Genomic DNA, 25165 nt, shown 5'->3' with positions numbered 1-25165 from the left:
GTTGGCACAACGAGGTGCCGTAAAGCGTGGAGCTGCCTGAAATGACCTCGAATCCCGGACAGCTGCAGACCGGAACCGCCGGCGAGCAGTCCGAGAACCCCGAACTGGCCAAGCGTCGGTTGCTGGAACGAGCCGTCGAGTTCGCCCCCGAACTCGACGAGCTGCTGCGCACCTACTACCGCCACGTTCCGGCCGAAGAGCTCGTCGACGACGACCCGAACGACCTCGTCGGAGCCCTCAGATCGCATCACCGGCTGGCCGCGAACCGCGCCGCCGGACGCCCCCTGGTGCAGATCTTCAACCCGACGCGTGACGAGCACGGCTGGCAGAACCAGGCCACCGTCGTGCAGACGGTCACCGACGACATGCCGTACCTGGTGGACTCGCTGATCGCCGAGCTCGGCCGCGACAACGCCGACGTGCTGCGCGTCATCCACCCCATCGTCGTGGTGCGGCGCGATCTCGCCGGTGAGCTGCTGGAGGTCCTGCCCGAGGCCGACCCGTCCGATCCGCCCGCCGGTGCCGTCGCCGAGAGCTGGATGTTCGTCGAGGTCGGCCAGGTCGTCGACCCCGAACGCCTCGCCGCGCTCAAGAAGGACCTCGCCGACGTCCTCAACGACGTGCGCGAGGTCGTCGAGGACACCGAGCGGATGCACTCCTGCGCCCGCGCGCTGGCCGACGAGCTGGAGAAGAGCCCGCCACCGCTGCCGTCCGAGCAGGTCACCGACGGTGCTGGTCTGCTGCGCTGGCTGGCCGACGGGCACTTCACCTTCCTCGGCTACCGGCACTACGAGCTGGTCGAGGAGGACGGCGAAGCGCTGCAGGCCGTGCTGGCCTCCGGGCTCGGCGTGCTGCGCAGCGACAGCGTCGCCTCCCGCAGCCTGTCCACCGGCCCGGACTCCAGGGCGCACGCGCTGTCCAAGGAGCTGCTGGTGCTCACCCAGGCCAGCGCACCGTCCACAGTGCACCGTCCGGTCCACCCGTTCTACGTGGGTCTCAAGACCTTCGACGAGTCCGGCGACGTCACCGGCGAACACCGGTTCCTCGGCCTGTTCACCACGACCGCGCTGCACGAGGACGTCCTCGACATCCCGTTCGTGGAGCGGCGCGTGCGGCAGGTCATCCACCGCGCCGGGTTCCCGCTGGAGTCCTACTCCGGGCAGCGGATGCTGGAGGAGATCCAGAGCTACCCGCGCACCGAGCTGTTCTCCACGGACTTCGAAACCCTGCAGGAGACCATCACCGGCGTGCTGGCGCTGGCCGAGCGCCGCAAGCTCAAGCCGTTCCTGCGCCGCGACTCCTACGGCCGGTTCTTCTCCTGCCTGGTCTACCTGCCGCGCGACCGGTACACGACCAGCTCGCGGCTGGCCATGCAGGAGGTGCTGCTCGACGAACTCGGTGGCGCCGGGCTGGAGTACAGCACGCGCGTGGGCGAATCCACGCTCGCGCGAGTGCATTTCGTGGTCCACACCGATCCCGAGGACCAGGTCGAGCCGAACCTCGCGCGCATCCAGCGGCGACTCGACGACGCCATCCACACCTGGGACGACCAGATGGTCGCCGAGCTCGACGCCGAGCGCTCCGGCCGGGGCGCCGAATCCGGACCGGCCCGCGTCCTGTCGGAGGCCATCAGCCAGGCCGGGCAGGACTACGCCTCGGTGTTCCCGGAGGCCTACAAGGAGGACTTCAGCGCCGCCGAAGGCCTCCGCGACCTGCGCCGGCTGGAATCGCTGAGCGGCCCCGACGACCTGCGCATGTCCTTCTACGTGCCGCGCGACGCCAGCGCCGGCCAGCGCCGCTTCAAGCTCTACGTCGGCGGCCGGGTCACGCTGTCCCGGGTGCTGCCGGTGCTGCAGAGCATGGGCGTGGAGGTCGTCGACGAACGGCCCTACGAGCTCACCCTGGAGACCTCCGGCCAGAAGGTCTACATCTACGACTTCGGTCTGCGGCTGGACTCCGGTCTGCTCGACAGCACCGATCCGCAGCTGCTGGACTCGCTGCGGCAGCGCTTCGAGGACGCCTTCCGCGCGGTGTGGCTGGGCGACGCCGAGGTGGACCGGTTCAACGCGCTGGTGCTGCGGGCCGGGCTGAACTGGCGGCAGGCCGCCGTGCTGCGCGCCTACGCCAAGTACCTGCGCCAGGTCGGCATCGCCTACACGCAGGACTACATCGAGGACTCGATCCTCGCGCACCGCACCACCACGACCGAGCTGGTGCGGCTGTTCGAGACCCGCTTCGACCCCGAGCTCAGCGATGCCGACCGCAAGGCGCGCGAAGCCGAGCTCACCGAGTCGGTCACCAACCTGATCGACGAGGTCACCAGCCTCGACGCGGATCGGATCCTGCGCAACTACCTGAGCCTGATCCGGGCGACCCTGCGCTCCAACTACTTCGTCGACACCAGCCAGCGGGACCGGCCGTTCCTGGCGTTCAAGCTGGAGCCGCGCGAGATCCCCGGCCTGCCCGAACCCCGGCCGCAGTTCGAGATCTTCGTGTACTCGCCGTGGGTGGAGGGCGTGCACCTGCGGTTCGGTTCCGTCGCGCGAGGCGGTCTGCGCTGGTCGGACCGCCCGCAGGACTTCCGCACCGAGATCCTGGGCCTGGTCAAGGCACAGGCGGTCAAGAACGCGGTGATCGTGCCGGTCGGCGCCAAGGGCGGCTTCGTCGTCAAGCGCCCGCCGCAGGCCACCGGCGACCCGGCGGTGGACCGCAAGGCCTCGCTGGACGAGGGCGTGGCCTGCTACCGGATGTTCATCTCCGGCCTGCTCGACCTCACCGACAACCTGGCGGGCGGCGAGGTCGCCCCGCCGCCGAACGTGGTGCGCCACGACGGCGACGACACCTACCTGGTCGTCGCCGCCGACAAGGGCACCGCGACCTTCTCCGACATCGCCAACGACGTGGCGCAGTCCTACGGCTTCTGGCTCGGCGACGCCTTCGCCTCCGGCGGCTCGGTCGGCTACGACCACAAGGCGATGGGGATCACCGCCAAGGGCGCGTGGGAGAGCGTCAAGCGGCACTTCCGCGAGATCGACGTGGACACCCAGAACGAGGAGTTCACGGTCGTCGGCGTCGGCGACATGGCCGGTGACGTGTTCGGCAACGGCATGCTGCTGTCCGAGCACATCCGTCTGGTGGCCGCGTTCAACCACATGCACGTGTTCATCGACCCGAACCCGGACGCGGCGGTCTCCTTCGCCGAGCGGCGCAGGCTGTTCGAGCTGCCGCGCTCCACGTGGGACGACTACGACCGCAGCAAGATCAGCGAAGGCGGCGGCGTGTGGTCGCGGTCGCTGAAGTCGATCCCGCTGAACCCGCAGATCCGGGCGGCGCTGGGCATCGACGAGTCGGTGCGCAAGCTCGCACCCGCCGAGCTGATCAAGCGGATCCTGCTGGCCCCGGCCGACCTGCTGTGGAACGGCGGCATCGGCACCTACGTCAAGTCGGCCGTCGAGTCCCACGCCGAGGTCGGCGACAAGGCCAACGACGCCGTGCGCGTCAACGGCGCCGACCTGCGGGTCAAGGTCGTCGGCGAAGGCGGCAACCTCGGTCTGACCTCGCTCGGCCGGATCGAGTTCGCCCGCATCGACGGCAAGGTCAACACCGACGCGCTGGACAACTCCGCCGGTGTGGACTGCTCCGACCACGAGGTCAACATCAAGATCCTGCTGGACCACCTGGTCTCCGACGGCAGGCTCACCGGTGAGCAGCGCAACGAGCTGCTCGCCGAGATGACCGACGAGGTCGGCGACCTGGTGCTGGGCGACAACCACCGGCAGAACGCGGTGCTGGGCGTCTCCCGCGCCCACGCCGGCCCGATGCTGCCGGTGCACGCCCGGCAGGTCACGGCGCTGGAGCAGTCCGCGGGCCTGGACCGCGAGCTGGAGGCGCTGCCGAGCAAGAAGGGCTTCCGCGACCTGGAGAAGTCCGGCGAGGGACTGACCTCGCCGGAGCTGGCCACGCTGATGGCCCACGTCAAGCTCCAGCTGAAGCGCGACGTGCTCGACAGCGGACTGCCCGACGCGGAGGCCTTCGCCCAGCGGCTGCCCGAGTACTTCCCGAAGCCGCTGCAGGAGCGCTACGGCGACGCCATCGCCGCGCACCCGCTGCGCCGCGAGATCATCACGACGTTGCTGGTCAACGAGATGGTCGACGGCGCGGGCATCTCCTTCGCCTACCGGCTGTCCGAGGAGCTCAGCGCTTCGACCACCGACGCGGTGCGGGCGTTCGCCGTCGTCACCAACGTCTACGACCTGCGACGGCTGTGGGCCGACATCGACGCGCTGGGCGGGTCGGTGCCGAGTGCGATCGCCGACGAGATGGTGCTGGAGAGCAGGCGCCTGCTCGACCGTGCGGCCAGGTGGATCCTGACCAACCGGCCGCAGCCGCTGGCTATCGGTGCCGAGATCACCCGGTTCCGGCCGGTCGTGGCCGAGCTGACGCCGACCGTGCGGGGGCTGATCCGCGGCCGGGCCGCCGAAGGCGTCGCCGCGCAGATCCAGCGCTGGGTGGCCGCGGGCGTGCCCGAGGAGCTGGCCGAGCGGGTCGCGGTGCTGCTCGACGCCTACGCGCTGCTGGACATCCGGGAGGTCGCCGAGCTCGCCGAGCGCGACGCCGGGATCGGTGCCGAGCGCAGCCCGCGCGAGAGCGCCGAGCTGTACTACGCGCTGTGGGCCCACCTGGACGTGGAGCGGATGCTCATCGCGGTCAACGAGCTGGAACGCGGCGACCGGTGGCACGCGCTGGCTAGGCTGGCGCTGCGGGATGATTTCTACGCATCGCTGCGCGCGATCACCGTGGACGTCCTGCGCACCTCCGAGCCGGAGGACGGTTCGGAGGAGAAGATCGCCCGGTGGGAGTCGGTGAACGCCTCGCGACTGGCGCGGGCCAACTCGTCGCTGGAGCAGATCGTCAGCTCCGGGCGGCTCGACCTGGCCACGTTGTCGGTGGCGGCGCGCCAGCTCCGCAGCATGGTCCGGTGACCCAGCGGGGTGGGGGAAGATTCAACTGAACCTTCCCCCACCCCGGACACGGCAGAGAGGAAAGGCCCAGTGGGCGCGTACGTAGCCGAGGTAGCCCTGCGCTGGTCCGACATGGACGCGTTCGGCCACGTCAACCACGCCAGGACGATCACGTTGCTGGAGGAGGCACGGGCCGATCTGCTGTTCACCGAAGCGGAGAAGCAGGGCCTGCTGGGCATGGCCGAAGGCATGGTGGTCGCTCGCGTCGTCATCGACTACCACGCGCCGCTGATGTACGCGGCCAAGTCGTTGCAGGTCCGGATGTCGGTGCGGGAGCTCAAGGCGGCCTCGTTCATCATCGACTACACCGCGTTCGCGCGGGAAGCCGTGTGCACCGCCGAAACCCTGATGGTGCCCTACGACCTGCGCGCCGGACGGCCCCGCCGGCTCACCGCCGACGAGCGGGAGTTCCTGTCCGGGTGGCAGGCCGAGCAGCTGGAGCCGAGCCGTGGCTGAGCTCCGCATGCCCGACCGGGTCGAGCGCGAAGACCTGGGCGCCTTCGTCGCACGCGCGGTCCGGCTGGACTCCCAGGCCGTGGTCCGGATGCGCAACCGCCCCGGCACCGATCGGTTGGACGTCTGGGCGGCCACCCCGTTCGACGCCCTGTCCACCCGTTCGGTGGCGGGCTCCGTCGAGCCCGCCGACCTGACGACCTCCGGCAACGAGCTGCTGGCGACGCTGACCGTCGCCGGCGGTGACGTGATGGACCCCGGCGCGCCCAAGGACCTCATGTGGCGCTCGGAGCTGCCGCCGGCCACCGGCTGGAAGCGCGTCGACGACCTCCCGGCACGCCTGGTCGGGGAGGTCGCGGAGCGGGGAATCGACGTCGCCAAGGAGAACGTGGGCCCGAAGGGCACGCCCCCGGCGTCGCTGCTGGACCAGGAGGTCTTCACCGTCCAGGGCTCCGGCCTCGACGTGAAGGTCCCGCTGCGCTGCCTGTTCGTGCTCTCCGGCATGGGCTTCCTGGTCAACGCCCCGGCCGAGGAGGAGATCGTCCGAGTCAGCGCCACGGACTCCTGGCTGCGCCTGGACTCCCGCTTCGGCGCGGTCGTCCGCCGCCGCCACGCCCTCCTCCCGCTCCTCCTCTGACGCCCCACCCCGGATCAGCGCAGTCCTCCGGTCCCCGATTGCGCCGGTGTTCCGGGTGCGGATTACCGGTTTTCCGGGTGAGGACGGATTACCGCCGTAATCGGGGTCTGATTCCGGCGGTAATCCGGGTTCGGGTCTCGTCAGGTCGCGGGGGTGCGTGGTCGCTTGGGGCTCGTGGCCCAGCGGACCACGTCGCTGACCAGGGCTTCGAGCGGACCTCTGCGGAAGAAGTGGCGCCAGGTGTAGGTGAAGGCGAAGGTGAAGATCAGGAACACCTCCGGCATGAAGGTGTTCACCAGCGCCACGACACCCGTCGGCTGGTGGCCGTCGCGCGGGAACCACGGCATGTGCGGGTCGTCGAGCGGCAGCGCCGGACCCATGCTGGCCAGGTGCGCCAGGTTCTCCGGCACCCCGCTCAACGGCCAGCCACCGCTCACGATCTGCCAGGCCAGCGCCACCGCGTGCGCCGCGTACAGCGTCAGCGCCATCGACCCGGCCTTGGCCAGCGGCGTCAACCACCTGCCCGCCCGGTCGGCCGCTTCCAGGCAGATCGCCAGCACGACCAGCGCGATCCCGCCCGAGCCCAGCAGCTCGAAGGTCGTCCCGCTGTGCGCGTTCGCCGCCAGCAGCCACTCCGGGTGCCCGACCGGGATCGTGCCCTCCACCGGGCTCGGCGGTCCGACGGGCACCAGCAGGAACGACACCTGGTAGCCGACCAGCGACAGCACCAGGCCGGTCACGCCGACCCGCAGCCGCACCCGCGTCGAGGTCAGGTCCAACCGGCCGACGGCCAGGCCCGCCAGCACCAGCGGCAAGTACGAGGCCGCCGGGTAGAAGCCGAGCAGCAGCAGGTCGAACAGGCCCTCCTCGGCCAGCAGGTGCCCGGGATCGACGCTGTCGACCAGCGACACCAGACCCGCCATCGGCGTGTCCGCAGCGATCCAGCCGCGCAGCACGAACGACAGCTGCGGCCCCACCGCCGCGCTCACCGCGGCGGCGACGACCAGACCGCGCGCCCGCAACCCCAGGAACGGCACCGCCAGCAGGAAGTACAAGCCGTAGAACGGGATGATCACCGTCAGCAGGAAGCCGGTCGCCTCGGTGGCCTTCGCCAGCACCAACCCGAGCACCAGCAGCACCACCGCGCGCACCGCCACCCGCGACCGCGCCTCGCGCAACGCCACGCCGACCGGCGGCGTCGCCCGCCCCGTCATCAACGCCAGCGACACCCCGGCCAGGAACGTGAACAACGCGGTCGAACGGCCGCTGAAGAACTGCGCCGCCCACACCTCCGGCCAGCCGGAGGCGAACGGCACCCCGAAGTGGATGCAGAACATGCCGAACACGGCCACGAAGCGGGCCACGTCCACGCCCACCAGACGACCGGGCCTGCCGCTGGTAGCAGGCCGCGCCCGAGGTGAACTCCGTTCGGGCGCAACAGCAGTCATGACATCCAGCTGAGGTCGGGGACGATGACTGGAAATCTACCGACCGCTTCCGGCCGCCCCCGCACCTGCCCGCGTTCGCGAGGCCCCGCTCACACCAGCCAGGCCGCGCTGCCCGGCGGCAACTCGCCCGCCACCAGCGGTCGCGAGCTCAGCAGAACCTCGCCGGGCGGCAGCGGAACCGGTTCCGCGGACGTGTTCAGCGCGCAGATCAGGCTGCTGCCCACCCTGCGGAACGCGAAGCAGTCCTCCGGAGCGCCGAACCACTCCACCTCATCGCCCACGAACGCCGGATGCGTCGCCCGCATCTCCAGCGCGTGCCGGTACAGCGACAGCGTCGACTCCTCGTCCTCCAGCTGCGCCTCGACCGTGAAGTGCACCCAGTCGTGCGGGATCGACGACCAGTCGGCCCGCGCCGCCGAGAACCCGAAGGGCCGCATCAAGCCCTCCCACGGCATCCGGATCCGCTCCGTGCCCGGCAACCCCAGCTCCTCGCCGTGGCGCAGGCACACCGCGCCCGGCAGCGCCAGCTGCACCAGCGCCATCGCGCGCACCGGCGTCAACGCCGCGTGATCGCGGATGCGCGTGCTGTCCCGGCTGGCCATCGCCCACGCCGGCCGCGGACCGGGGGAGTCGAGCACCGTCGTGATCGCCTTGCGCACCGGCTCCGCCGAGAACCCCGCGACCGCCAGGTCCAGGCCGAACAGCAGCTGCCAGTTCCCGGTGCCGCTGCCGATCACGATCCGGTCCGGGTAGTCGGCCATCACCGCGGCGACCGCGTCCGCCGGATCGTTGCGCGGCGCCAAGTGGAAGCCGTCGATGCCCTGGTCCAGCCACGGCCGCAGCAGCGGACCCGGGTCGGTGCGCGCCGGGTCGACGTCCAGCGCCAGCAGCACCCGCAACCCGTTGCCGTGCGCCTCCGACAGCAGCCTCGCCAAGGCGGGCGAGGTCGGATCCGAACCGGAGATGCCCGCCAGCACGATCGCGTCGACGCCCAGCAGCTCCAGGTAGCCGAGCCTGCCGTGAATCCCGTCGAGGTCGCCGACCCCGTCACCATCGGCGTCGGCGAACGCGCCGACGTCGATCTGGTAGCACACCGCGTCGAACCACCACGGTCGCTCACCGGGGTAATCCTGCGTGCCCTGCCGCATCACCAGGTCCTTCGCTCCTAGATCGGGTCCGCCGCTCAGAACCACGAGTTGATCATGCTGTTGGCGGCCATCTCCAAGTACTGCCAGAGCTGGTCGCGGTGTTCGGGCTTCAACCTCGCCTCGTCAACGGCCACCTGCATGCAGCGCAACCAGGCGTCGCGCTCGGCCGGACCGATCTTGAACGGCGCGTGCCGCATCCGCAGCCGCGGATGTCCGCGCTGGTCGGAGTAGGTGTGCGGGCCGCCCCAGTACTGCATCAGGAACAGCCGCAGCCGCTCCTCGGCCGGCCCGAGGTCTTCCTCGGGGTAGAGCGGGCGCAGCAGCTCGTCCTTGGCCACCTCTTCGTAGAAGCGGGCCACGATCTGGTGGAAGGTGGCTTCGCCGCCGACCTGCTCGTAGAAACTCTCCACGGAAGTCACCCTTCCATCCTCTCAGGTTGTGGTTTTACGGCCTCAGTGGTCAGGCGGGTGCGGTCCGTTGCCGCTGCCGGGGAAGTCTCGTTCACTGACAAGACTCCGTGGTCATCCTGCTTGGCGGTGCGGGTAGCGGAACCTCAGACGCCTTCTGGTTCCGGGATCCGAGACTTGTGTATGACCAATACACGGCGCTGCGGCTGTCCTCCCCAGAAGGCGTCTGAGAACCCGCGGCGGTGCGAGTTGCTCAGGTGGGGCACGGAGAAAGCGACTTCGTCGCTTGCCTGACGGTGTTGGGTTTGTTCTTGTTCTTCAAATGTTGATCCCCCGGTCACTGTTGGTGGCCGGGGGATCGTGCTGGTCAGCTCGTCGTGGAGACCGTGTTGGGGGGTAGGGGGCGGCCGTTGGGGTACGGGGGTTCGATGGCCGAGTCGTCGTAGGCGCGCTTGACGTCGACGCGCAGCCTTCGCTGGACGGCCCACTGGCGGCCCGGGCGGACCTTGACCGTGAGGCGCAGCGTGACCGTGTCCGAGGTGATCTGGTCGACGCCCAGCATCTCCGGGGGCTCCAGGACGTCCTTCGAGAGCGGTTCCTTGGCGGCGGCCTCCTCGGCAACCTTGCCCGCGACCTCGATGGCCTTCTGCACGTCCGAGTTGTGCGAGATCGGGAAGTCCACGACCGCGACCGCGAAGCCCTGCGAGGAGTTGCCGACCCGCAGGATCTCACCGTTGCGGACGTACCAGACGGTGCCGTTGATGTCGCGCAGCGTGGTGACCCGCAGGCCCACCGCCTCGACCGAACCCGAGGCCTCGCCCAGGTCCACGACGTCACCCACGCCGTACTGGTCCTCGACCATCATGAACATGCCGGACAGGAAGTCCCGCACCAGGTTCTGAGCACCGAAGGCCACGGCCACGCCCAGCACACCGGCCGAGGCCAGCACCGGGGCGATCCGCACGCCCAGCACCTGCAGGACGTAGATGACCGCCAGGCCGAAGATCAGGAACGACGTCAGCGACTTCAGCACCGAGCCGATCGTCTTCGCGCGCTGCCTGCGGCGCTCGGACAGCAGCTCGTTCGTGAGGCTGTCACCGCGGCGCTCGCGCAGCGGCGCCAGCAGCTTCGGGGGCTTGCCGTTGCCCTGCGTCAGCCGGTTGATCGTGCGGTGCACCAACCACCGCACCGCGAAGGCGATGATCAGCACCAGCAGGATCTGCAGCGGCTTGGCGATGAGCAGGTCGGCGTAGGAGGCCAGCCAGGCGTTCTTGGTCCAGTCGAACACCGCCTGGCACCAGAGCTCGGATTCGCCGCACGTCGGCGGTTGGGATAAAAGCGGCAGGTTCATGGGTTCGGGGGTTCTCCACGTGCTGTCGATCTTCGGGGTGCGCCGTGAGGCGTCGAGAGCCGTCCGGCCGAACTTCGTGCGCGCCCCGCCGCGCACGACGATCGAAAACCGGTCGGCCGGAACCGAGTTCGGGGCTCAGTCCAGAGCGAGACCGGTTGCTTCCGCGAGGAAGACGAGTTGGTCGGTCGTCAGCCCCACGGTACGTGACACCGAGCGGGCGGCGTGCCCCACCTCGGTCTCACGGCGGATCAGAATAGGCCTTTTGTCCGGGTCTGAGCCAGTGGCGTGCTGCAGCGCCGCGCACATCTTGCGGGCGTGGTTGGGATCCACCCGCGAATCGGACTCGAAGACCGTGAACAGCACGGACGGGTAGGCCGTGCGTTCGGTCACGTTGTGGTACGGCGAGTAGGACAGCAGCCAGCCGAGCTCCTCGGGGTCGTCGGCCGTGCCGTACTCGTCGTTCCAGGTCCGGCCCAGCAGGAACCGCTCGTAGCGCACCATGTCCAGCAGCGGAGCCGAGCACACCACCGCCCGGTACAGCTCCGGACGCTGCGTCAGCGCGGCGCCCACCAGCAGACCGCCGTTGGAACCGCCGGAGATCGCGATCTGGTCCGGGGCCGTCCAGCCCTCGTCGATCAAGTGCTCGGCGGCGGCGTGGAAGTCGTCGAAGGTGTGCTGCTTCTGCTCCCGCATCCCGGCGACGTGCCACTCCTCGCCCTCTTCCCCGCCACCGCGCAGCGACGGCAGCGCCCACACGCCACCGGCCGCGACCCAGGTCAGCGCCGACGGCATGTAACCGGGCTCCCGGGACAGCGAGAAGCCGCCGTAGCCGGTCAGGAACACCGGGCGCGGCCGGTCCGGCTCGGCGACCGGCGCCAGCACGAACATCCGCACCACGGTCCCGTCGGCAGAGCGGTAGGTGACCTGGCGGGTGTGGATCTCGGGCAGCTCCGCGGTCCCGGGGGCGCTGGTCTCCAACGCCACCTCGCCGGTGCTCCGGTCGTAGACGTGCACGCAGGGCGGGGTGGCGAAGTCCGTCCAGCCGATCCACAGCCGGTCGCGGTGCTGCTCGGTGGCCGAATCGACCGTGGTCAGCGCGGTGACCTGGCCGGTGCCGGGCAGCGCGATCTCACCGGTGCGCTCGCCCGTGGCCGGGTCGTGCAAGGTCAGCTCGGAGACCGCGTGCCGGGTGCGCAGCAGCACCAGCCGCGGCTCGTCGCCGTCGAAGTAGCGGACCGCGTCGAGCACCGAATCCGGTTCCTCGGCGATCAGCTCGGTCCAGTTCTCCGGCTCCGGGTGGGCCGGGTCGGCCACGCACAGCCGCCAGCGCGGAGCGTTCTTGGTGGTCATCACGTACATCCGGCCGTCGCGCTCCACCCACGCGGCGACCCGGTAGCCGTCGGTGGTGTCCACGACCTGCCGCAGCTCGGGGGCCTCGGCGCCGTCGGAGAGGTCGGCGATCCACACCGAGTCGCGTCGGGCGGTGCCCATGCTGCCCTCGATGATCAGCCAGCGGCCGTCCCGCGAGACGTGGGTGCCGTAGTAGAAGGTGTGGTCCAGGCCCTCGCCGTGCACCAGCACGTCCTGGTCGGGGTCGGTGCCGACCCGGTGCCGCCACACGCGGCGGTGGAACTGCTCCTCGCCCTCGGGCACCAGCTCCGGTGCCAGCCGGCGGATGTAGAAGAACTCCTGCCCGCCGGGCAGCCAGGAGATCGTCGAGTAGCGGCAGCGGTTGATCGGGCCCTCGACCAGCTCGCCGGTGGCCACGTCCATGACGTGCAGCAACGACTCCTCGTCGCCGCCCACCGAGATCTGGTAGGCCAGCAGGTCGCCCTCCAGGCTCGGCACCCAGCTGTCCAGCGTCGTCAGCCCAGACGGGTCGAGCTCGGTGACGTCCAGCAGCACCCGCTCGGTCCCGTCGGCCTCGCGCACGTGCAGCACGCCGAACTCCTGGCCCGGCTCGCGGCGGGTGAAGAAGGCCCGCCCGGCCCGCCACAGCGGAGCGCCCACGGCGCCCGCGGCCAGCAGCGAGTGCAGTCGCTCGGCGACCGCCTCCCGGCCCGGCAGGGCGTCCAGCCAGGTGCGGGCGAGCTCGTTCTGAGCCGCCGACCACGCCTCGGTGCTCGGCGACGAGGCGTCCTCCAGCCATCGGTACGGGTCGGCCACCTCGCGGCCGTGCAGGGTCTCCACGATGTCCTCGCGGGCGGTGGCGGGATAGCTCAGGTGCGCTTGAACGTCGGTCACGATCGCGACGATACGTGCCGCCCCTCGGCGCGGGAGAGCGTCGGACGACCTCCCGGGGCCGATTCACCCGAGGTGATCAACGTCGTTCCGGGGTCGGTGATCGAGAATGGTGGGCGAAGCGCCGGAGAAGGGCGAGAGGCCGACGGTGATCGCTTCGTGACCGTGGTCACCTGCGAAAACGCGCGGCGGATCGTTCTCGTCGGCGTGGCGTGGCGAATCACACGTGCGTTCGGGCCGGGTTCTGTGCTGAACTTTGCCCGACACCGGTGGAGGTGGTCGCGTGCCCGACCGACAACCGACCCGACAACCGGCGCTGAAGGCCACCGGCCTGGCGTCGCGGGCCCCGCTGTGCTCGACGAGCCGAGGCTCCGGGCCGCCGCAGGCGGATCGTCCTCCCGGTCACACGTCGTGGCGCAAACGTCGGGTCCTGCTGCTCAACACGACCTTCGAACCACTCACCGCACTCCCGCTGCGCCGCGCCATCGTGATGGTCGTCTGCGGCAAGGCCGAGGTGGTCCACGGCGACTCGGCCGGAATGACCCTGCACTCCGCGAGCGCCGAGGTCGAGATCCCGTCCGTGATCAGGTTGAGCAACTTCGTGCGCGTGCCGTACCGCGGCCGGGTCCCGCTGACCCGTGCCGCGTTGATGCTCCGGGACAACCACCGGTGCGTCTACTGCGGCGCACGAGCCGAAACGATAGATCATGTTCTGCCGCGCAGTCGCGGGGGGCCGCACACGTGGGAGAACTGCGTCGCCTGCTGCACCAAGTGCAACCACCGCAAGGCCGACAAGACGCTGAGCGAGCTGGGCTGGCGGTTGCCGGTGGCCCCGCAGGCTCCGCGAGGCCGCCACTGGCGGTTGCTGGCGGGTCTGAACGAGACCGACCCGCTGTGGTTGCCGTACCTGGGTGAGTCGGCGGCATAGCTCCTGGCCGGGCGCGTTCGGGGCGATGGGGGTCAGCTGATCCGCACGCCGCGGGCGCGCCCGCTGATGCGCACCCCGTCGCTGCGCCCGCTGATCCGGACGCCATCGCGCTTCGCACTGATACGGACACCGTCCCGCTTGCCGCTGATGCGCACCCCGTCGTGCCGCCCGCTGATCCGGACACCATCCCGCTTGCTGCTGATCCGTACGCCGTCGTCGAGTCCGCTGATGCGCACGCCGTCGTGACGGCTGCTGATTCGCACTCCGTGATCAACGAGCGGTTGGCCGGTCATCAGAAGGGTGAGTGCGCTCGGCTGAGTGGCGGCTTCGATGATCGACATTGGTGCCTCCCGAATACATAGGGTGCTTTGAACGCATGTGATCAAATATGCAAGACCCATACAGGTGAAAAACTATGATCACGGGCGGCCAGGAACAAGCCGCCAACCTGCCGCGAATTGCCCCCGTCCGGGCCGACTCCATTCGGTCGCAATTGCTACTCCGAACGAGTTAATGATGGTGATTCGGGTCACTTGCCGGCGAGGGTTCTGGGGTAGGCGCGAGGATTCCCGCCGCACCGAAGCGGTGATCATGGAAATTACGCTCGGTGGCGAAACCCGGCCAAGCGGAATGAGAACGCATCGGTTCGGGCGAATTGCCGGGTGATCGCAGCCCTTTTCCCACACCAAGATCGAGGTACCCGCGAGGACGCACACACGAAACCTTGGTCATCGGCTACCGTACTGGGCGTGACTGTCGTGGAGAGTGTGCTGGTCCTGGCGGTGATCCCAGCGGCCATTTATGGCGTGATCGTGCTCATCGCGATGTGGCCCAAGCTGTCCCGCGCGCGCTACCGCGCGGGGGAGGACTGGGACTTCGCTCCGGTGTTCTGGTCCGCCAACCCGCAGGGCGTGAACACCGCGGTACCGGCGGACGGCGAAGGTGAGGTCGTGCCGGACGACGCACGACCCGTCACGGCTCGGGGAGGCGCTCGTGGCAACTGGTGAGATCGCGGACCGGTCCGCGGACGCCGGCGAACTCGGCACCGGCGAGGCTCGCATGGCGACCGGCCGCCTGTCCGTCGCGCGGCGCGTCGAACCCGAACGCCCGCGGCTGCCCTTCAGCGCGAGCGAACTGGCTCGGCTGGACGAGGCGATGGCGGTGGCCAGTCGCAGCACCGGCCTGGAGTTCGCCGTCTACCTCGGCGACCTCGGCGAGGACACCCGCAAGCAGGCCGAAGAGCTGCACGCCAACCTCGGCGCCCAAGCGCCTGACGGCGTGCTGATCGCGGTCTCCCCGGGACAGCGCAAGTTCGAGATCGTCACCGGCGAGGAAGCCCACCGCCGCATCCCGGACCGCAGCTGCCAGCTGGCCGCGATGAGCATGGTCGCCTCCTTCAAGGAGGACGAGTTCATCGACGGCCTGGTCAGCGCGGTGCGGATGCTCGCCGACGCGGCCGGGACCTCGTTCAAGAGCGCCGACCACCACCACTGACCACAGACGAGAAGCCGCCCCGGCCCGCTGGGACCGGGGCGGCTTTTTCGCGCGTCAGGAGCGGTCGAACTCGCGGGCCGCGAGGGCCCGGACGATGCCCGCGCGGCCCTCGGAGACCAGGCGGCGCAGCGCGGCCGGGCGCTCGCCGGCCAGCCACTCGTCGGCGGCCGTGACGGTCTCGTCGGTGACCGCCCAGGACGGGAACAGCCCGATCACCGTCGGCTGAGCCCGCTCGCTGGAGCGGCGCTGCCACACCTCGTCGATCGACTCGAAGTACCGCTGCACGTACGGCGCCAGCAGCTCGCGCTGGGCCGGGTGCTGGAAGCCGGCGATGATCGCATCGCTGACCGCGTTCGGCAGCTGGTCGTCGTGCACCGCGCGCTGCCAGGCCTTCTCCTTCGACCCCGCGGTGGGGATCAGGGCGCGGGCCCGCTCGGCGCGGCGGCGGCCGGTCGCGGTCTGGTCGGACTCCAGCTCGGCGTCGATCTCCGCTTCACCGGCCGCGCCGTGCGCGACCAGCGCCTGCAGCAGCGCCCAGCGCAGGTCGGTGTCGACGGTCAGGCCCGGCAGCGGCGCCGACCCGTCCAGCCATCCGCGTAGCTCGCTGACCTGCTCGTCGGAGAGCACCGAACCGGCCAGCGAGTTGACGAACGCCAGCTGGTGGTCGGAGCCCGGCTCGGCCGCGCGGGCCAGCTCGAACAGCCGCGAGCTGAACCGGCGCCAGCCCTCGGCCTGCCACGTCGGGTCCGCGTAGGAGTTCAGCGCGGTCTGCGTCTGCAGCAGAACCCGCTGCACCACGCCGATCTGGCTCTCCGCGCCGATCCCGGCCTCGGCGGAAGCGCCCAGCACCAGGGTCACGAAGTCGCGGGCCTTGAGCTCGGCCTCCCGGGTCATCTCCCACGCCGTCGACCAGCACAGCGCGCGCGGCAGCGACTCGTCGATGTCGCCGATCCGGTCCACCAGGGTGGCAAGCGACTCGGGGTCGAAGCGCAGCGAGCAGTAGGTCAGGTCGTCGTCGTTGACCAGCACCAGCTTGCCGCGGTGCACGCCCACCAGGTCCGGGACGTCGGTGACCTCGCCGGTCACGTCGAGCTCGACGCGGTGCTTGCGCACCAGCTTGCCGCCCTCGTCGTCGTAGACGCCGATCGCCAGGCGGTGCGTGCGCAGCTCACCGGCACCGGGCCGGGCGCCGTTCTGCACCACGGAGAACTGGGTGAACCGGCCGTCGTCGTCGGTGCTGAAGCGCGGGCGCAGCATGTTCAGACCGGTGGTCTCCAGCCACTGCGCGCTCCACCAGGACAGGTCGCGGCCGGAGGCCTCCTCCAGCGCCTTGAGCAGGTCGTCGAGGGTGGCGTTGCTCCACGCGTGGCGGTCGAAGTAGACCCGCAGGCCCGCCAGGAAGTTGTCCAGTCCGACGTAGGCCACCAGCTGCTTGAGCACCGAGGCGCCCTTGGCGTAGGTGATGCCGTCGAAGTTGACCTCCACGGCCTGCAGGTCGGGGATGTCGGCGGCGACCGGGTGGGTCGAGGGCAGCTGGTCCTGCCGGTAGGCCCAGGACTTCTCGACGCTGGCGAAGGTCGTCCACGCCGCGTCGTACTCGGTGGCGCCGACCTGCGCGAGGACGCTGGCCCAAGTCGCGAAGGACTCGTTGAGCCACAGGTCGTTCCACCAGCGCATGGTGACCAGGTCGCCGAACCACATGTGCGCCATCTCGTGCAGCACGGTCTCGCAGCGGCGCTCGTAGAGGTAGCCGGTGACCTTCGAACGGAACACGTAGTCCTCGAGGAAGGTCACGCAGCCGGCGTTCTCCATCGCGCCCGCGTTGAACTCCGGCACGAAGCACTGGTCGTACTTGCCGAACGGGTAGGGCACGCCGAAGGCCTTGTGGTAGAAGCCGAAGCCCTGCTTGGTCTCGGTGAACAGGCGCTCGGCGTCGAGGTGCTCGGCCAGCGAGGCGCGGCAGTAGATGCCCAGCGGGATCGGGTCCTGGCCGTCCTCGCCGGGGAACTCGTCGCGCCACTCCGCGTAGGGGCCGGCCACCAGCGCCACCAGGTAGGTGGACATCGGCTTGGTGGTGTCGAAGGTGTGGCGCTTGCCCTGGGCGGTCTCGGTGATCTCACCCGAGGCGTTGGAGATGACCTTCCAGTCGGCCGGGGCGTCCACCGTGATCTGGTAGGTCGCCTTCAGGTCCGGCTGGTCGAAGCAGGTGAACATCCGCTTCGCGTCGGCGGTCTCGAACTGGCTGTAGAGGTAGACGGCGCCGTCGACCGGGTCGATGAAGCGGTGCAGGCCTTCACCGGTGTTGGTGTAGGCGCAGTCGGCGCGGACCACGAGCTCGTTCTCGGCGGCCAGGCCGGGCAGGCGGATGCCGGTGGACTCGTCGTAGTCGGAGACGTCGAGCTCGACACCGTTGAGCACCGCGCTGCGCACCTCGTCGGCCACCAGGTCGATCCAGGTGTCGGCGCCGACCTGGTTGCTGCGGAAGCGAACCGTGGTGGTGGAACCGAAGGTCTCCACTTCCACACCGCCCGCGCCGGCGGAGAGGTCCAGTTCGATCACATAGGACTGGACCTCCAGCAACGCGGCGCGCTGCTCGGCCTGTTCGCGGGTGAGGTTCGGCGGTGCCACGGATCACCTCGTAGTTCGTAGGGACGGACCAACGCCGGTTGAATGCCCGGCGGAGGCATCAAATCACGTCCGGGTGGAGTCGCGCTGCCGGGCACGCACCACCGTGATCATCGGCGTGTCGGCCGGTCCGGGAAGACAATGGGCCGTACCGGGGTTACTACTCGTGGACGCGGTGCCAGCACGCAGGCACCTGGAGATTTCGACTGATGGAGGCACGGATGACCGCCGCTGCCCGCCCACGGGTGGACTTCTACTTCGACCCGCTGTGCCCGTTCGCCTGGGTTTCCTCGCGCTGGATCCTGGAGGTCGACAAGGTCCGCGACATCGACCTGAACTTCCGGGTGATGAGCCTGTCGGTGCTCAACGAGGGTCGTGACCTTCCGGAGCAGTACATCGAGCTGATGGAGCGGGGCTGGGGGCCGGTGCGCGTCTGCATCGCCGCGGCCAAGCACCACGGCGACGAGGTGCTCGCGCCGCTGTACACGGCCCTGGGCACGCGGATCCACGACCAGGGGATCAAGGACTTCGACGAGGCGATCGAGGGCGCGTTGGCCGAGGTCGGCCTGCCCGCGGAACTCGCCGAGGCCGCGACCAGCACCGACTACGACGAGGAGCTGCGCACCAGCCACCACGCGGGCATGGACCCGGTCGGTGACGAGGTGGGCACGCCGACGCTGCACGTCGACGGCGTGGCGTTCTTCGGCCCGGTGATCACCCGGGTACCGAAGGGCGAGGAGGCCGCGAAGATCTTCGACGGCGCGGTCGCGATGGCCAGCTACCCGTGCTTCTTCGAGCTCAAGCGCAGCCGCACCGAAGACCCCCAGTTCGACTACTGATCGAGGCCTGCGCACTGCTCCGGGAAAATTCCGACTCTTCCCAGAATTTTCCCGATCAAGTGCGCTGACCTGCGACAACGGTTGCGCGGCTAGAATTTCCCGGTGATCACAGTTCGCGATCTCCACCCCTGGCCGTCCACGGAGGCCGAAGCCGAAGCCGTCCAGCGGCGGCTTCGGCCCCTGGTGCGCGTGGAGGAGCCCGCCGAGATCCGCACGGCGGCGGGCTTGGACGTCGCGTACCGGGAGGACTCCGACGAGCTGGTCGCCGCGGTGACGGTCCTGGACGTGGCGACGCTGTCGGTCGTGGACAGCGCGGTGGTCCGCGATCGAGCCCGATTCCCTTACGTCCCAGGCCTGTTCGCCTTCCGCGAAGCTCCACCTCTGCTGACCGCGCTGCAGCGGCTCGCGGTCACCCCGGACGTCCTGGTCTGCGACGGTCAAGGTGTCGCCCATCCGCGCCGCTTCGGTCTCGCCTGCCACCTCGGGCTCCTGACCGACCTCCCGTCGATCGGCGTCGGCAAGACCCCCATGACCCGCTTCGACCCACCGGGCGAGCACCGAGGCGACTGGACCCCGCTCGAGGTGGACGGCGAGGAGGTCGGCAGAGCACTGCGAACCCGAACGGGCGTGAAACCGGTCTTCGTCTCAGTCGGCCACCGCTGCACCCTCCAGGCGGCCTGCGACCTCGTCCTCCGCCTCACCCCGAAGTACCGCCTCCCGGAAACCACCAGAACAGCAGACCACCTCGGCCGCCAGTCCACCTGACCCCACGCATCACCTGCAGCTCCAGGGTGCGCGATCTCAATGGAAATCCCGCTCCTGATTCTCATTGAAATGGGATGCTCAGATGCGGGAGGGAGGTTGATCGATCTGCGTTTCACCCGGCGTCTTCCCAGGTCACGTTCCCATTCGCGTCGAATCCGCGGTGGCGGACGATGCGTCCACCGTCACCGAACTCGATCTCGCGGATGGGATTGCCGTCGGAATCCCAAGTGCGATGGGCTCCGACAGGCAGGCCCTGGTGGAACTCACCTTCGGAGCGGATGCTTCCGTCGTTGTACCACTCCTTGTCCGGGCCGTCTTGGAGACCGTTGGCGTAGGTCGTCAGTGAGACCATCGTTCCGTCAGTCAGAAGATCGACGGCGTCGCCGGCGAACCGTTCGCCGTCGTAGAGCACGGGGCCGTACGGCTCGCTGTCGAGCTCGTCCTCGTTCACGCGGATCAACTGGACCCCTCGCTCTCGCGCTCCGGCGCGCCGATTCTTTTCGCCGTCCGTATTTCCTGCTGTTCGGTGAGCTTCGAATTGTCGTCCGAGTTGTACATCGCCTCGTGGCGCCGGTTCGGGTTCTCGGAATCGGGATCGAGGTTGTTCTTGACGGTGTGGACGCCGGCTGTGTACCTACCGGTGTTCATCTGTACACCATGTGAAAGGTCCGCCGCGCCGCGCACGTCCGTCGGGCGGCATGCGAATGGCCCTGGATCGCACGGATCCGGGGCCGTTCGTGTGATCTCAGCAGCGGGAGGTGAGTCGATGCAGGCCTCGGTCAACTCACCTGCTTCGTTCAAGTATTGCGGCTGGATGAGCGGTTAGAACTGGTACTCGGTGGTTCGCGCTCCGGCGACGAAGCCGGATGGCAGGTAGCCGGACGAAACCTCCACCGGGATCCCGGAGTCGTTCGCGATGCACGCGAACGCCAGTGGTGCGAGTGCGATCTGGCCGACCGGGTTCATCGCCTGGGCGTCCGAACTGGTCCAGAAGTCCCGATGTGAGCGCAGGGAATCGGCGAGTGCCCGGTTGAAGCCGTCGCTGTCGCGGCCACCAAGCCGCAGAAAAGTGACGAACTGCGGGTGGAAGATATTGCTCAGGTAAGTGGGCGGTGTTCTGAGAACGTGTTCGGGTGCGACGAGCCGAGAGGTTTCTTCCAGCTCGGCTTGCAGTTTCTCGTTGTCGTCGCGGAAGTACGCCTGCAGGGCTTTGATCCAGTGGTAGATGAATTCGTCGAAATCATCTGACTGCGCCCGCAGCGTGGCTTCGTCCACCTCGCACAGCTCGCGAATTCGCTTGAAATCACGGCTGGCGATGGCCAGCCACAGCGCGCTCTGCCAACGATCTGCATTGCTGTAGTGCGTAGGGCCAGTTGACGGCACTTCGTAGTTACTGCCGTCGATGAGGCAGTCCACTGAGCCCTCATCGGCTGTCGCTGCGGTGAAGATCGCGGAGATCGTCTGGTCGGCCGTGGTGAGCACCTTCCACGTGTCCAGGAGGTCGGCGTTCCGATCCACGGAGCACTGGTGCCCAAGGCGAATGAGCGAGATGTCTGCGAGCGTGTTCAGCTGACTGGGGGCCTTGGTGATTCCGGCAGCAATCGTGTTGAATCCGGTTGCGAGTGCGGGGAGTTTCTTGATCGCATCCTGCGTGTCCGCAGGGTGATTCTCAACGGTAATCATCGCTCACCCGCATCATTGTTTTGGTTCCGCAACGGATCCAGCTGAGGAGGATCCAAATCGAACTCAGTGGCCTCGTAGCCGATGCTATCACCCCTGATAGTGGCTTGGACCCCGATGTATTGAACGCGTGGAGGAACGCGTCCGTCTTCGAGGTCGAGCTGTCGCGCGAGTGAAATCCGCGTGGCGAGCTCTGGATCCGAGATGAAGAGCTTGGAGAGAACCGTGTCGAAATAGGCCGGATGTCCTTGCTGGACGCGACGCGAGCCGGTCATGTCCCATCGATCGTCGTACGACGCGTACGGGCCCTTCGCTTCGGTGACGAGGAACTCTCCGTCGGCTGGTTCTCGGATCTGGTCGAATTCGTCTGCGCCGCTGCGCCCGCCGGCCGACCCGACGTTCGTCTCCACGGGCTCGGTGTTCGCGTCCTCGCCCCATGTGCGCGAAATGAAGTCGCTGCTGAAGCGGTCAGCGACCGCTTCGCCGGTCTCCTCCCCGAGCTTCGTGCGGATCGTTGCGTGGTACTTCTTGTCCGCAACGACGTCGTCGTCCAGCGTCCGCTCGATTTCGCGTTTCGACGCGTCAGGGTGGATTTTGCCGGACTCCGCGGCCTCCGCCTTCGCTTGGTCGTATCGGGCTCGTGCTTGGTCGGCATCAGCCGAGATCGAGGGCCGGTTTTCGTGGTTCAGAGGGCGATCGTCGCCCTCGCGGCGGTGACGCTCCATGTTCGCTTCGATCTGCTGCTCGATGCGTTGCTGAACATCGCGCGGGTACGAAGCGGAATCCGAGCCCTTCGGGTAGTACGGCTCGGGGGCGGGCAGGTCGTCGGCCAGAACCGGTTTGCCATCAACGAGTTTGACGTCGAGTTTTGGCTCACCGTACTCGTCGGTGCGCTTGCGCGTCAGCGCGCCGCTTTCGTCGCGTTGTCCGGGAAGAGCATTTCCACTCGGATCCAGGTCCTCGCGCTGCGACCGCCAGACGAGTTCGACCCTGCCATCTCTCTCACGCCGGTAGTAATGCCGGTCGATGTAGTCAGGGTCGTTGACCTTGTCCCGGGGAGTTCTTCCCGAGCCTTCATACGGTCGATCTCGCCAGTCGCCTTCGCCGCTCTTGCCCCGCGCCTCCGCGTCGTCCGGGCGTTGGCCCGGGTCCTCGCCGTCTTGGGTCGGGTGGAAGCCGTCGTTGCTGGCTGAGGTCGTCGTGCCGTCGGGGTGGTGGGTGTCCCAGCCTCCGTTCGGGGGCCAGCCCGGGCGGCCGTCGGGGCCCATGTCGGAGGCGAAGACCCGGCCGTTGCCGTCGGTCCAGGCGAGGCCTCGGGGAGCGGTGACCGGGACTCCTAGCTCGTTGGAGAGGTCTCGGGCCAATCCGCTTGTCCCTGCGTCGCAGGAGAGGAGGCGGACGGGTTTGCTGCCGTCGAAGTTGGGGTCGCGGCGGAGCATGTCGGCGAATTCCTTCGCGGAGAAGGTGTGGTCGCCGACTCGGACCCGGCCGTCGGGTAAGGCGTGGACGTCGACGGTGTGGTGGACGCCGTCGTCCGGGACCCGGTTGGCCAGGTCCCGCATGTTCGGGTCGTCGTGGAACGACGAGCCGGCCGGGGTCTCCTGGCGGGTGGACTCGGCGTTGTCGATCTGCTCCTGGCGCTCCGGCGTGCCCGGTTCGGCGTCCTGCGGCCGGTCGTGGTGGTCCGCGCCGTCCTGCCTGGTGTCGTCCCGAGAGTGGGGCGTGTCGTCGTGGCGGGACCCGTTCGCCTCGGAGCTGTCGGGGCGTTGAGCGCCGTCCGGCCGCTGACCAGGCCCGTCGGGGCGTGGCGTCGTGGCTTCAGGCCGCTGAGCGGGACCGGCCGGACGCGGCGTCGAGGACTCGGGTCGAGTCGGCTGATCCGGGCGTGGGGGAGTGGTGCTCGGGCCCTGCGAGCGCTGCTGCGGGACTCCGCCATCCGGCCTGGCGGTCGGGCGGGACGGGGCGTCCGGCGTGGCCGGGCCTCGGGATGCGGCGCCGGGCCGGGTGCTGTCCGGGCGCGGACCCGCGTCGCCGCCTGCTGGGCGGGCCGCAGCGCCCGGCGAACCCGCGGTGCCGGTCCAGCCGCCGCTGCCGCCGGGGCGACCGCCACCTGCGGAAGGCGTCGAACCACCTCCGCCGGGCGCCCCAGGTGCACCGGCCATGCCGCCGCCCATCGCTCCACCCGAGGCGGGCTGGTCGGCGCGCGGTGCAGCCGGAGCCGGTGCTCCAGGGGTCGCCGAGGCCGCGGGGACCGCCGGGGCGTCGACGTTGGCCGCCGACGTGCTGGCCGGGGTGTTCGGCGAGCGATCCGAGTCGCTGGGCAGCGTACCGCTGAACGAGCCGTTGCCGGACCCGCCCGAATGCGAGCTCGACGTTCCTCCGCCGCCCGCGTGCGCCATGCCTGCGCCCGACGTGCCTCCGCCACCGGAGGACTCGCGCGAGCCGCTGTCGCCCGAGTCGGAGGAACGCGGGGAACCACCACCGTCGCCGCCGGAGGACTGGGTCGAAGCGCCCGAGCCCGACGAGTCGGCGCGGCTGGAATCGCCTGCGGTGGAGCCACTTCCCGTCGAGCTGCTGTCCGAACCGGATCCCGATGGGGCGCTCGAAGAACCGGCATCGGAGGTGGTGGACGGTGAATCGGAGGAAGCCCGGGTGTCCGAAGTGGAGGAACCGCCGTCAGCTGCGGACCCGCCCGGGGCCGAGGCGCTCGAAGCATCGGACGACGAGCTGTCCGGGCTGGAACCGCTGGAGGAGCTGCCCGAGGAACCGGAATCGCTCGACGAGTCCCCGGAGCTCACAGTCGAGACACCGGAATCTGAGGACGAGCCGCGGGAATCCGAGGATCCGCTCGAACCCGAATCCGACGAGGAACCGCCCGAGTCAGCCGACGACGAGCTTGAGGAGCGGCTGTCGGAAGAACCCGAGTCCGACGACGAACTGCTCCCGGAATCGCCCGAGGACGAGCCGCCGGAATCCGAGCCGGAAGTCCCCGAATCGGACGACGACGAGCTCGCACCGGACGAGGATGAACCGGAGTCGGACGACGAACTGGAGTCGGAGGACGAGGAACCGGAGCCGGAGGACGACCCGTTCGAGCCCGAGGAGCCCCCGTCGGTGTCGGGCACGTTCACGTCGCCGCCGAAGTGCTCCTTGGCGCCGCCGATGCCGCCCATGACGGAACCGGTGGCCCCGCCGGACATGGCGCCCTTGCCGACGTCCTCCCAGTCGAGCTTGCCTTCGGTGATCAGCTGCTCGGCCGCGCTGCCCACCGCGCCTTCGGCGGCGCCGAGGGCGCCCTCCTTCACGGCTTCCTTGCCGATGGACTTCGCCGCGCTCTCCGCAGCTTCGCCAGCCGCGTCACCTGCGGCGTCGCCCGCCGCGCGCCCGGCCGCGGTGCCCGCGTTGCCCACGGCGTCCCCGGCCGCGTCGCCGACGGCGTCACCAGCGCCCTTGCTGAACGCCTTGCCCGCGCCTTCGAAGACACCGCCCACGGCGCCGCCGATGGCTCCGCTGATCGCGGCGTCCTTGAACTTGCCACCGTCGAGGCCGTCGCGGTTGCCCATCGCGACCTGCGTGCCCTGCACCGCGAACTCGATCGCCACCGACGTGGCGACCTCGATGGCGACGTTCTTGAGGATGCTGAGCACCAGCTGCTTGAAGATCTGCAGCACCACGGCTCGGGTGATGCCCTGAGCTGCGGCGATGCCGGCCGTGGAGGCGCCGAAGGTGGCGGGTGCGGCGGCGATCATCGCGGCGATCTGGATGGCCAGCGCGATCAGCGACGCGATGATGGTCAGCTTGGTGTGCTCGACGTCCAGCGCGGCGTCGTCGCAGGACTTGGCGAGCTTCTCGCAGGCCTCCTTGAGCTTCGGCAACGCGGCTTCGCCGCCGTCGCCGATGTCCTTCCACAGCTTGGTGAACGCCTCGCCGGTCTTGCCCTCCATCGCGGACTTGACCTGCTGCGCCCCACCGTTGGCGGAGCTCCGGACGCCTTCGATGCCGTCGGCGGCCGTGCGCCACGCGTCGGCCATCCGACGCATGGCGTCCTCATCACCCTCCGGCCAGGACTGTCCGACGACGATCGGCAGCAGCCACTTGACCTCGTCGGGCATCTCGATGCTCACGTGA

At 69.4% G+C, this 25165-nt stretch carries 19 protein-coding genes; 8 read left to right on the top strand and 11 right to left on the bottom strand.

Going from position 1 to position 25165, the window contains the following annotated elements; all coding sequences use genetic code 11:
- Positions 1-41 precede the first annotated feature (41 nt).
- From R4I43_RS11410 to R4I43_RS11400, 3 genes are all read left to right on the top strand, one after another.
- Entirely contained in the window at positions 42-4982 is a 4941-nt protein-coding gene (locus tag R4I43_RS11410; RefSeq protein WP_324265624.1) for an NAD-glutamate dehydrogenase, read from the top strand.
- 69 nt (positions 4983-5051) lie between these two features.
- Positions 5052-5477 (top strand): acyl-CoA thioesterase, encoded by a 426-nt coding sequence (locus tag R4I43_RS11405; protein WP_324265548.1) that lies wholly within the window; start codon positions 5052-5054, stop codon positions 5475-5477.
- On the top strand, positions 5470-6111 hold the full coding sequence (locus R4I43_RS11400) for a hypothetical protein (RefSeq protein ID WP_324265547.1): 642 nt from the start codon (positions 5470-5472) through the stop codon (positions 6109-6111). The genes R4I43_RS11405 and R4I43_RS11400 overlap by 8 nt, the downstream gene beginning before the upstream one ends.
- 140 nt (positions 6112-6251) lie before the next feature.
- Here R4I43_RS11400 and R4I43_RS11395 read toward each other — a convergent pair whose 3' ends face one another.
- The 5 genes from R4I43_RS11395 to R4I43_RS11375 form a co-directional block, all read right to left on the bottom strand.
- Positions 6252-7559 (bottom strand): heparan-alpha-glucosaminide N-acetyltransferase domain-containing protein, encoded by a 1308-nt coding sequence (locus tag R4I43_RS11395; protein ID WP_324265546.1) that lies wholly within the window; start codon positions 7557-7559, stop codon positions 6252-6254.
- 89 nt (positions 7560-7648) lie between these two features.
- Positions 7649-8752, bottom strand: coding sequence for an alpha-amylase family glycosyl hydrolase (locus R4I43_RS11390; protein WP_324265545.1), 1104 nt, complete (start codon positions 8750-8752; stop codon positions 7649-7651).
- Complete coding sequence (locus tag R4I43_RS11385; protein ID WP_324265544.1) at positions 8743-9126, bottom strand: globin; 384 nt, start codon at positions 9124-9126, stop codon at positions 8743-8745. Before R4I43_RS11385 ends, R4I43_RS11390 begins: the two co-directional genes overlap by 10 nt.
- 355 nt (positions 9127-9481) lie before the next feature.
- Positions 9482-10465, bottom strand: coding sequence for a mechanosensitive ion channel family protein (locus R4I43_RS11380; protein ID WP_324265543.1), 984 nt, complete (start codon positions 10463-10465; stop codon positions 9482-9484).
- Positions 10466-10600: 135 nt separating this feature from the next.
- Positions 10601-12709 (bottom strand): prolyl oligopeptidase family serine peptidase, encoded by a 2109-nt coding sequence (locus R4I43_RS11375; protein WP_324265542.1) that lies wholly within the window; start codon positions 12707-12709, stop codon positions 10601-10603.
- A 280-nt stretch (positions 12710-12989) separates the two neighbouring features.
- Between R4I43_RS11375 and R4I43_RS11370 the strand changes: the two genes are divergently transcribed.
- Positions 12990-13634, top strand: a complete 645-nt coding sequence (locus R4I43_RS11370) for an HNH endonuclease (RefSeq protein WP_324265541.1) — start codon at positions 12990-12992, stop codon at positions 13632-13634.
- Between the two features lie 32 nt (positions 13635-13666).
- On the opposite strand, the gene R4I43_RS11365 is transcribed toward R4I43_RS11370, so the two are convergent.
- Positions 13667-13975: a hypothetical protein gene (locus tag R4I43_RS11365; RefSeq protein WP_324265540.1), complete on the bottom strand. Its 309-nt coding sequence runs from the start codon at positions 13973-13975 to the stop codon at positions 13667-13669.
- 408 nt (positions 13976-14383) lie between these two features.
- Here R4I43_RS11365 and ctaJ point away from each other — a divergent pair, with 408 nt between their 5' ends.
- Both ctaJ and R4I43_RS11355 read left to right on the top strand, forming a co-directional pair.
- On the top strand, positions 14384-14641 hold the full coding sequence (gene ctaJ / locus R4I43_RS11360; RefSeq protein WP_324265539.1) for an aa3-type cytochrome oxidase subunit CtaJ: 258 nt from the start codon (positions 14384-14386) through the stop codon (positions 14639-14641).
- Positions 14628-15128 (top strand): DUF5130 family protein, encoded by a 501-nt coding sequence (locus R4I43_RS11355; protein WP_324265538.1) that lies wholly within the window; start codon positions 14628-14630, stop codon positions 15126-15128. The genes ctaJ and R4I43_RS11355 overlap by 14 nt, the downstream gene beginning before the upstream one ends.
- Positions 15129-15182: 54 nt before the next feature.
- On the opposite strand, the gene pepN is transcribed toward R4I43_RS11355, so the two are convergent.
- Entirely contained in the window at positions 15183-17756 is a 2574-nt protein-coding gene (gene pepN, locus R4I43_RS11350; protein ID WP_324265537.1) for an aminopeptidase N, read from the bottom strand.
- A gap of 218 nt (positions 17757-17974) precedes the next feature.
- Between pepN and R4I43_RS11345 the strand changes: the two genes are divergently transcribed.
- Positions 17975-18592: a mycothiol-dependent nitroreductase Rv2466c family protein gene (locus R4I43_RS11345; protein ID WP_324265536.1), complete on the top strand. Its 618-nt coding sequence runs from the start codon at positions 17975-17977 to the stop codon at positions 18590-18592.
- A 105-nt stretch (positions 18593-18697) separates the two neighbouring features.
- Positions 18698-19357, top strand: a complete 660-nt coding sequence (locus R4I43_RS11340) for an endonuclease V (RefSeq protein WP_407691230.1) — start codon at positions 18698-18700, stop codon at positions 19355-19357.
- A gap of 112 nt (positions 19358-19469) precedes the next feature.
- Here the strand turns inward: R4I43_RS11340 and R4I43_RS11335 are convergent, their stop codons facing one another.
- The 4 genes from R4I43_RS11335 to R4I43_RS11320 form a co-directional block, all read right to left on the bottom strand.
- Positions 19470-19808 carry a toxin-antitoxin system YwqK family antitoxin gene (locus R4I43_RS11335; protein WP_324265534.1) on the bottom strand — a complete coding sequence of 113 codons (339 nt, stop codon included), beginning with the start codon at positions 19806-19808 and terminating at the stop codon, positions 19470-19472.
- 5 nt (positions 19809-19813) lie between these two features.
- Positions 19814-20005, bottom strand: a complete 192-nt coding sequence (locus R4I43_RS11330) for a hypothetical protein (RefSeq protein ID WP_324265533.1) — start codon at positions 20003-20005, stop codon at positions 19814-19816.
- 174 nt (positions 20006-20179) lie between these two features.
- Positions 20180-21040, bottom strand: coding sequence for an immunity 49 family protein (locus tag R4I43_RS11325; protein ID WP_324265532.1), 861 nt, complete (start codon positions 21038-21040; stop codon positions 20180-20182).
- Entirely contained in the window at positions 21037-25161 is a 4125-nt protein-coding gene (locus R4I43_RS11320; RefSeq protein ID WP_324265531.1) for a WXG100-like domain-containing protein, read from the bottom strand. Before R4I43_RS11320 ends, R4I43_RS11325 begins: the two co-directional genes overlap by 4 nt.
- Between the last annotated feature and the right edge of the window lie 4 nt (positions 25162-25165).

The sequence above is a fragment of the Saccharopolyspora mangrovi genome (assembly GCF_035320975.1).
Lineage (GTDB): Bacteria > Actinomycetota > Actinomycetes > Mycobacteriales > Pseudonocardiaceae > Saccharopolyspora > Saccharopolyspora mangrovi.
The sequence above is the reverse complement of the archived record's forward strand: the minus strand, read 5'-3'. Positions and strand labels throughout refer to the sequence as shown.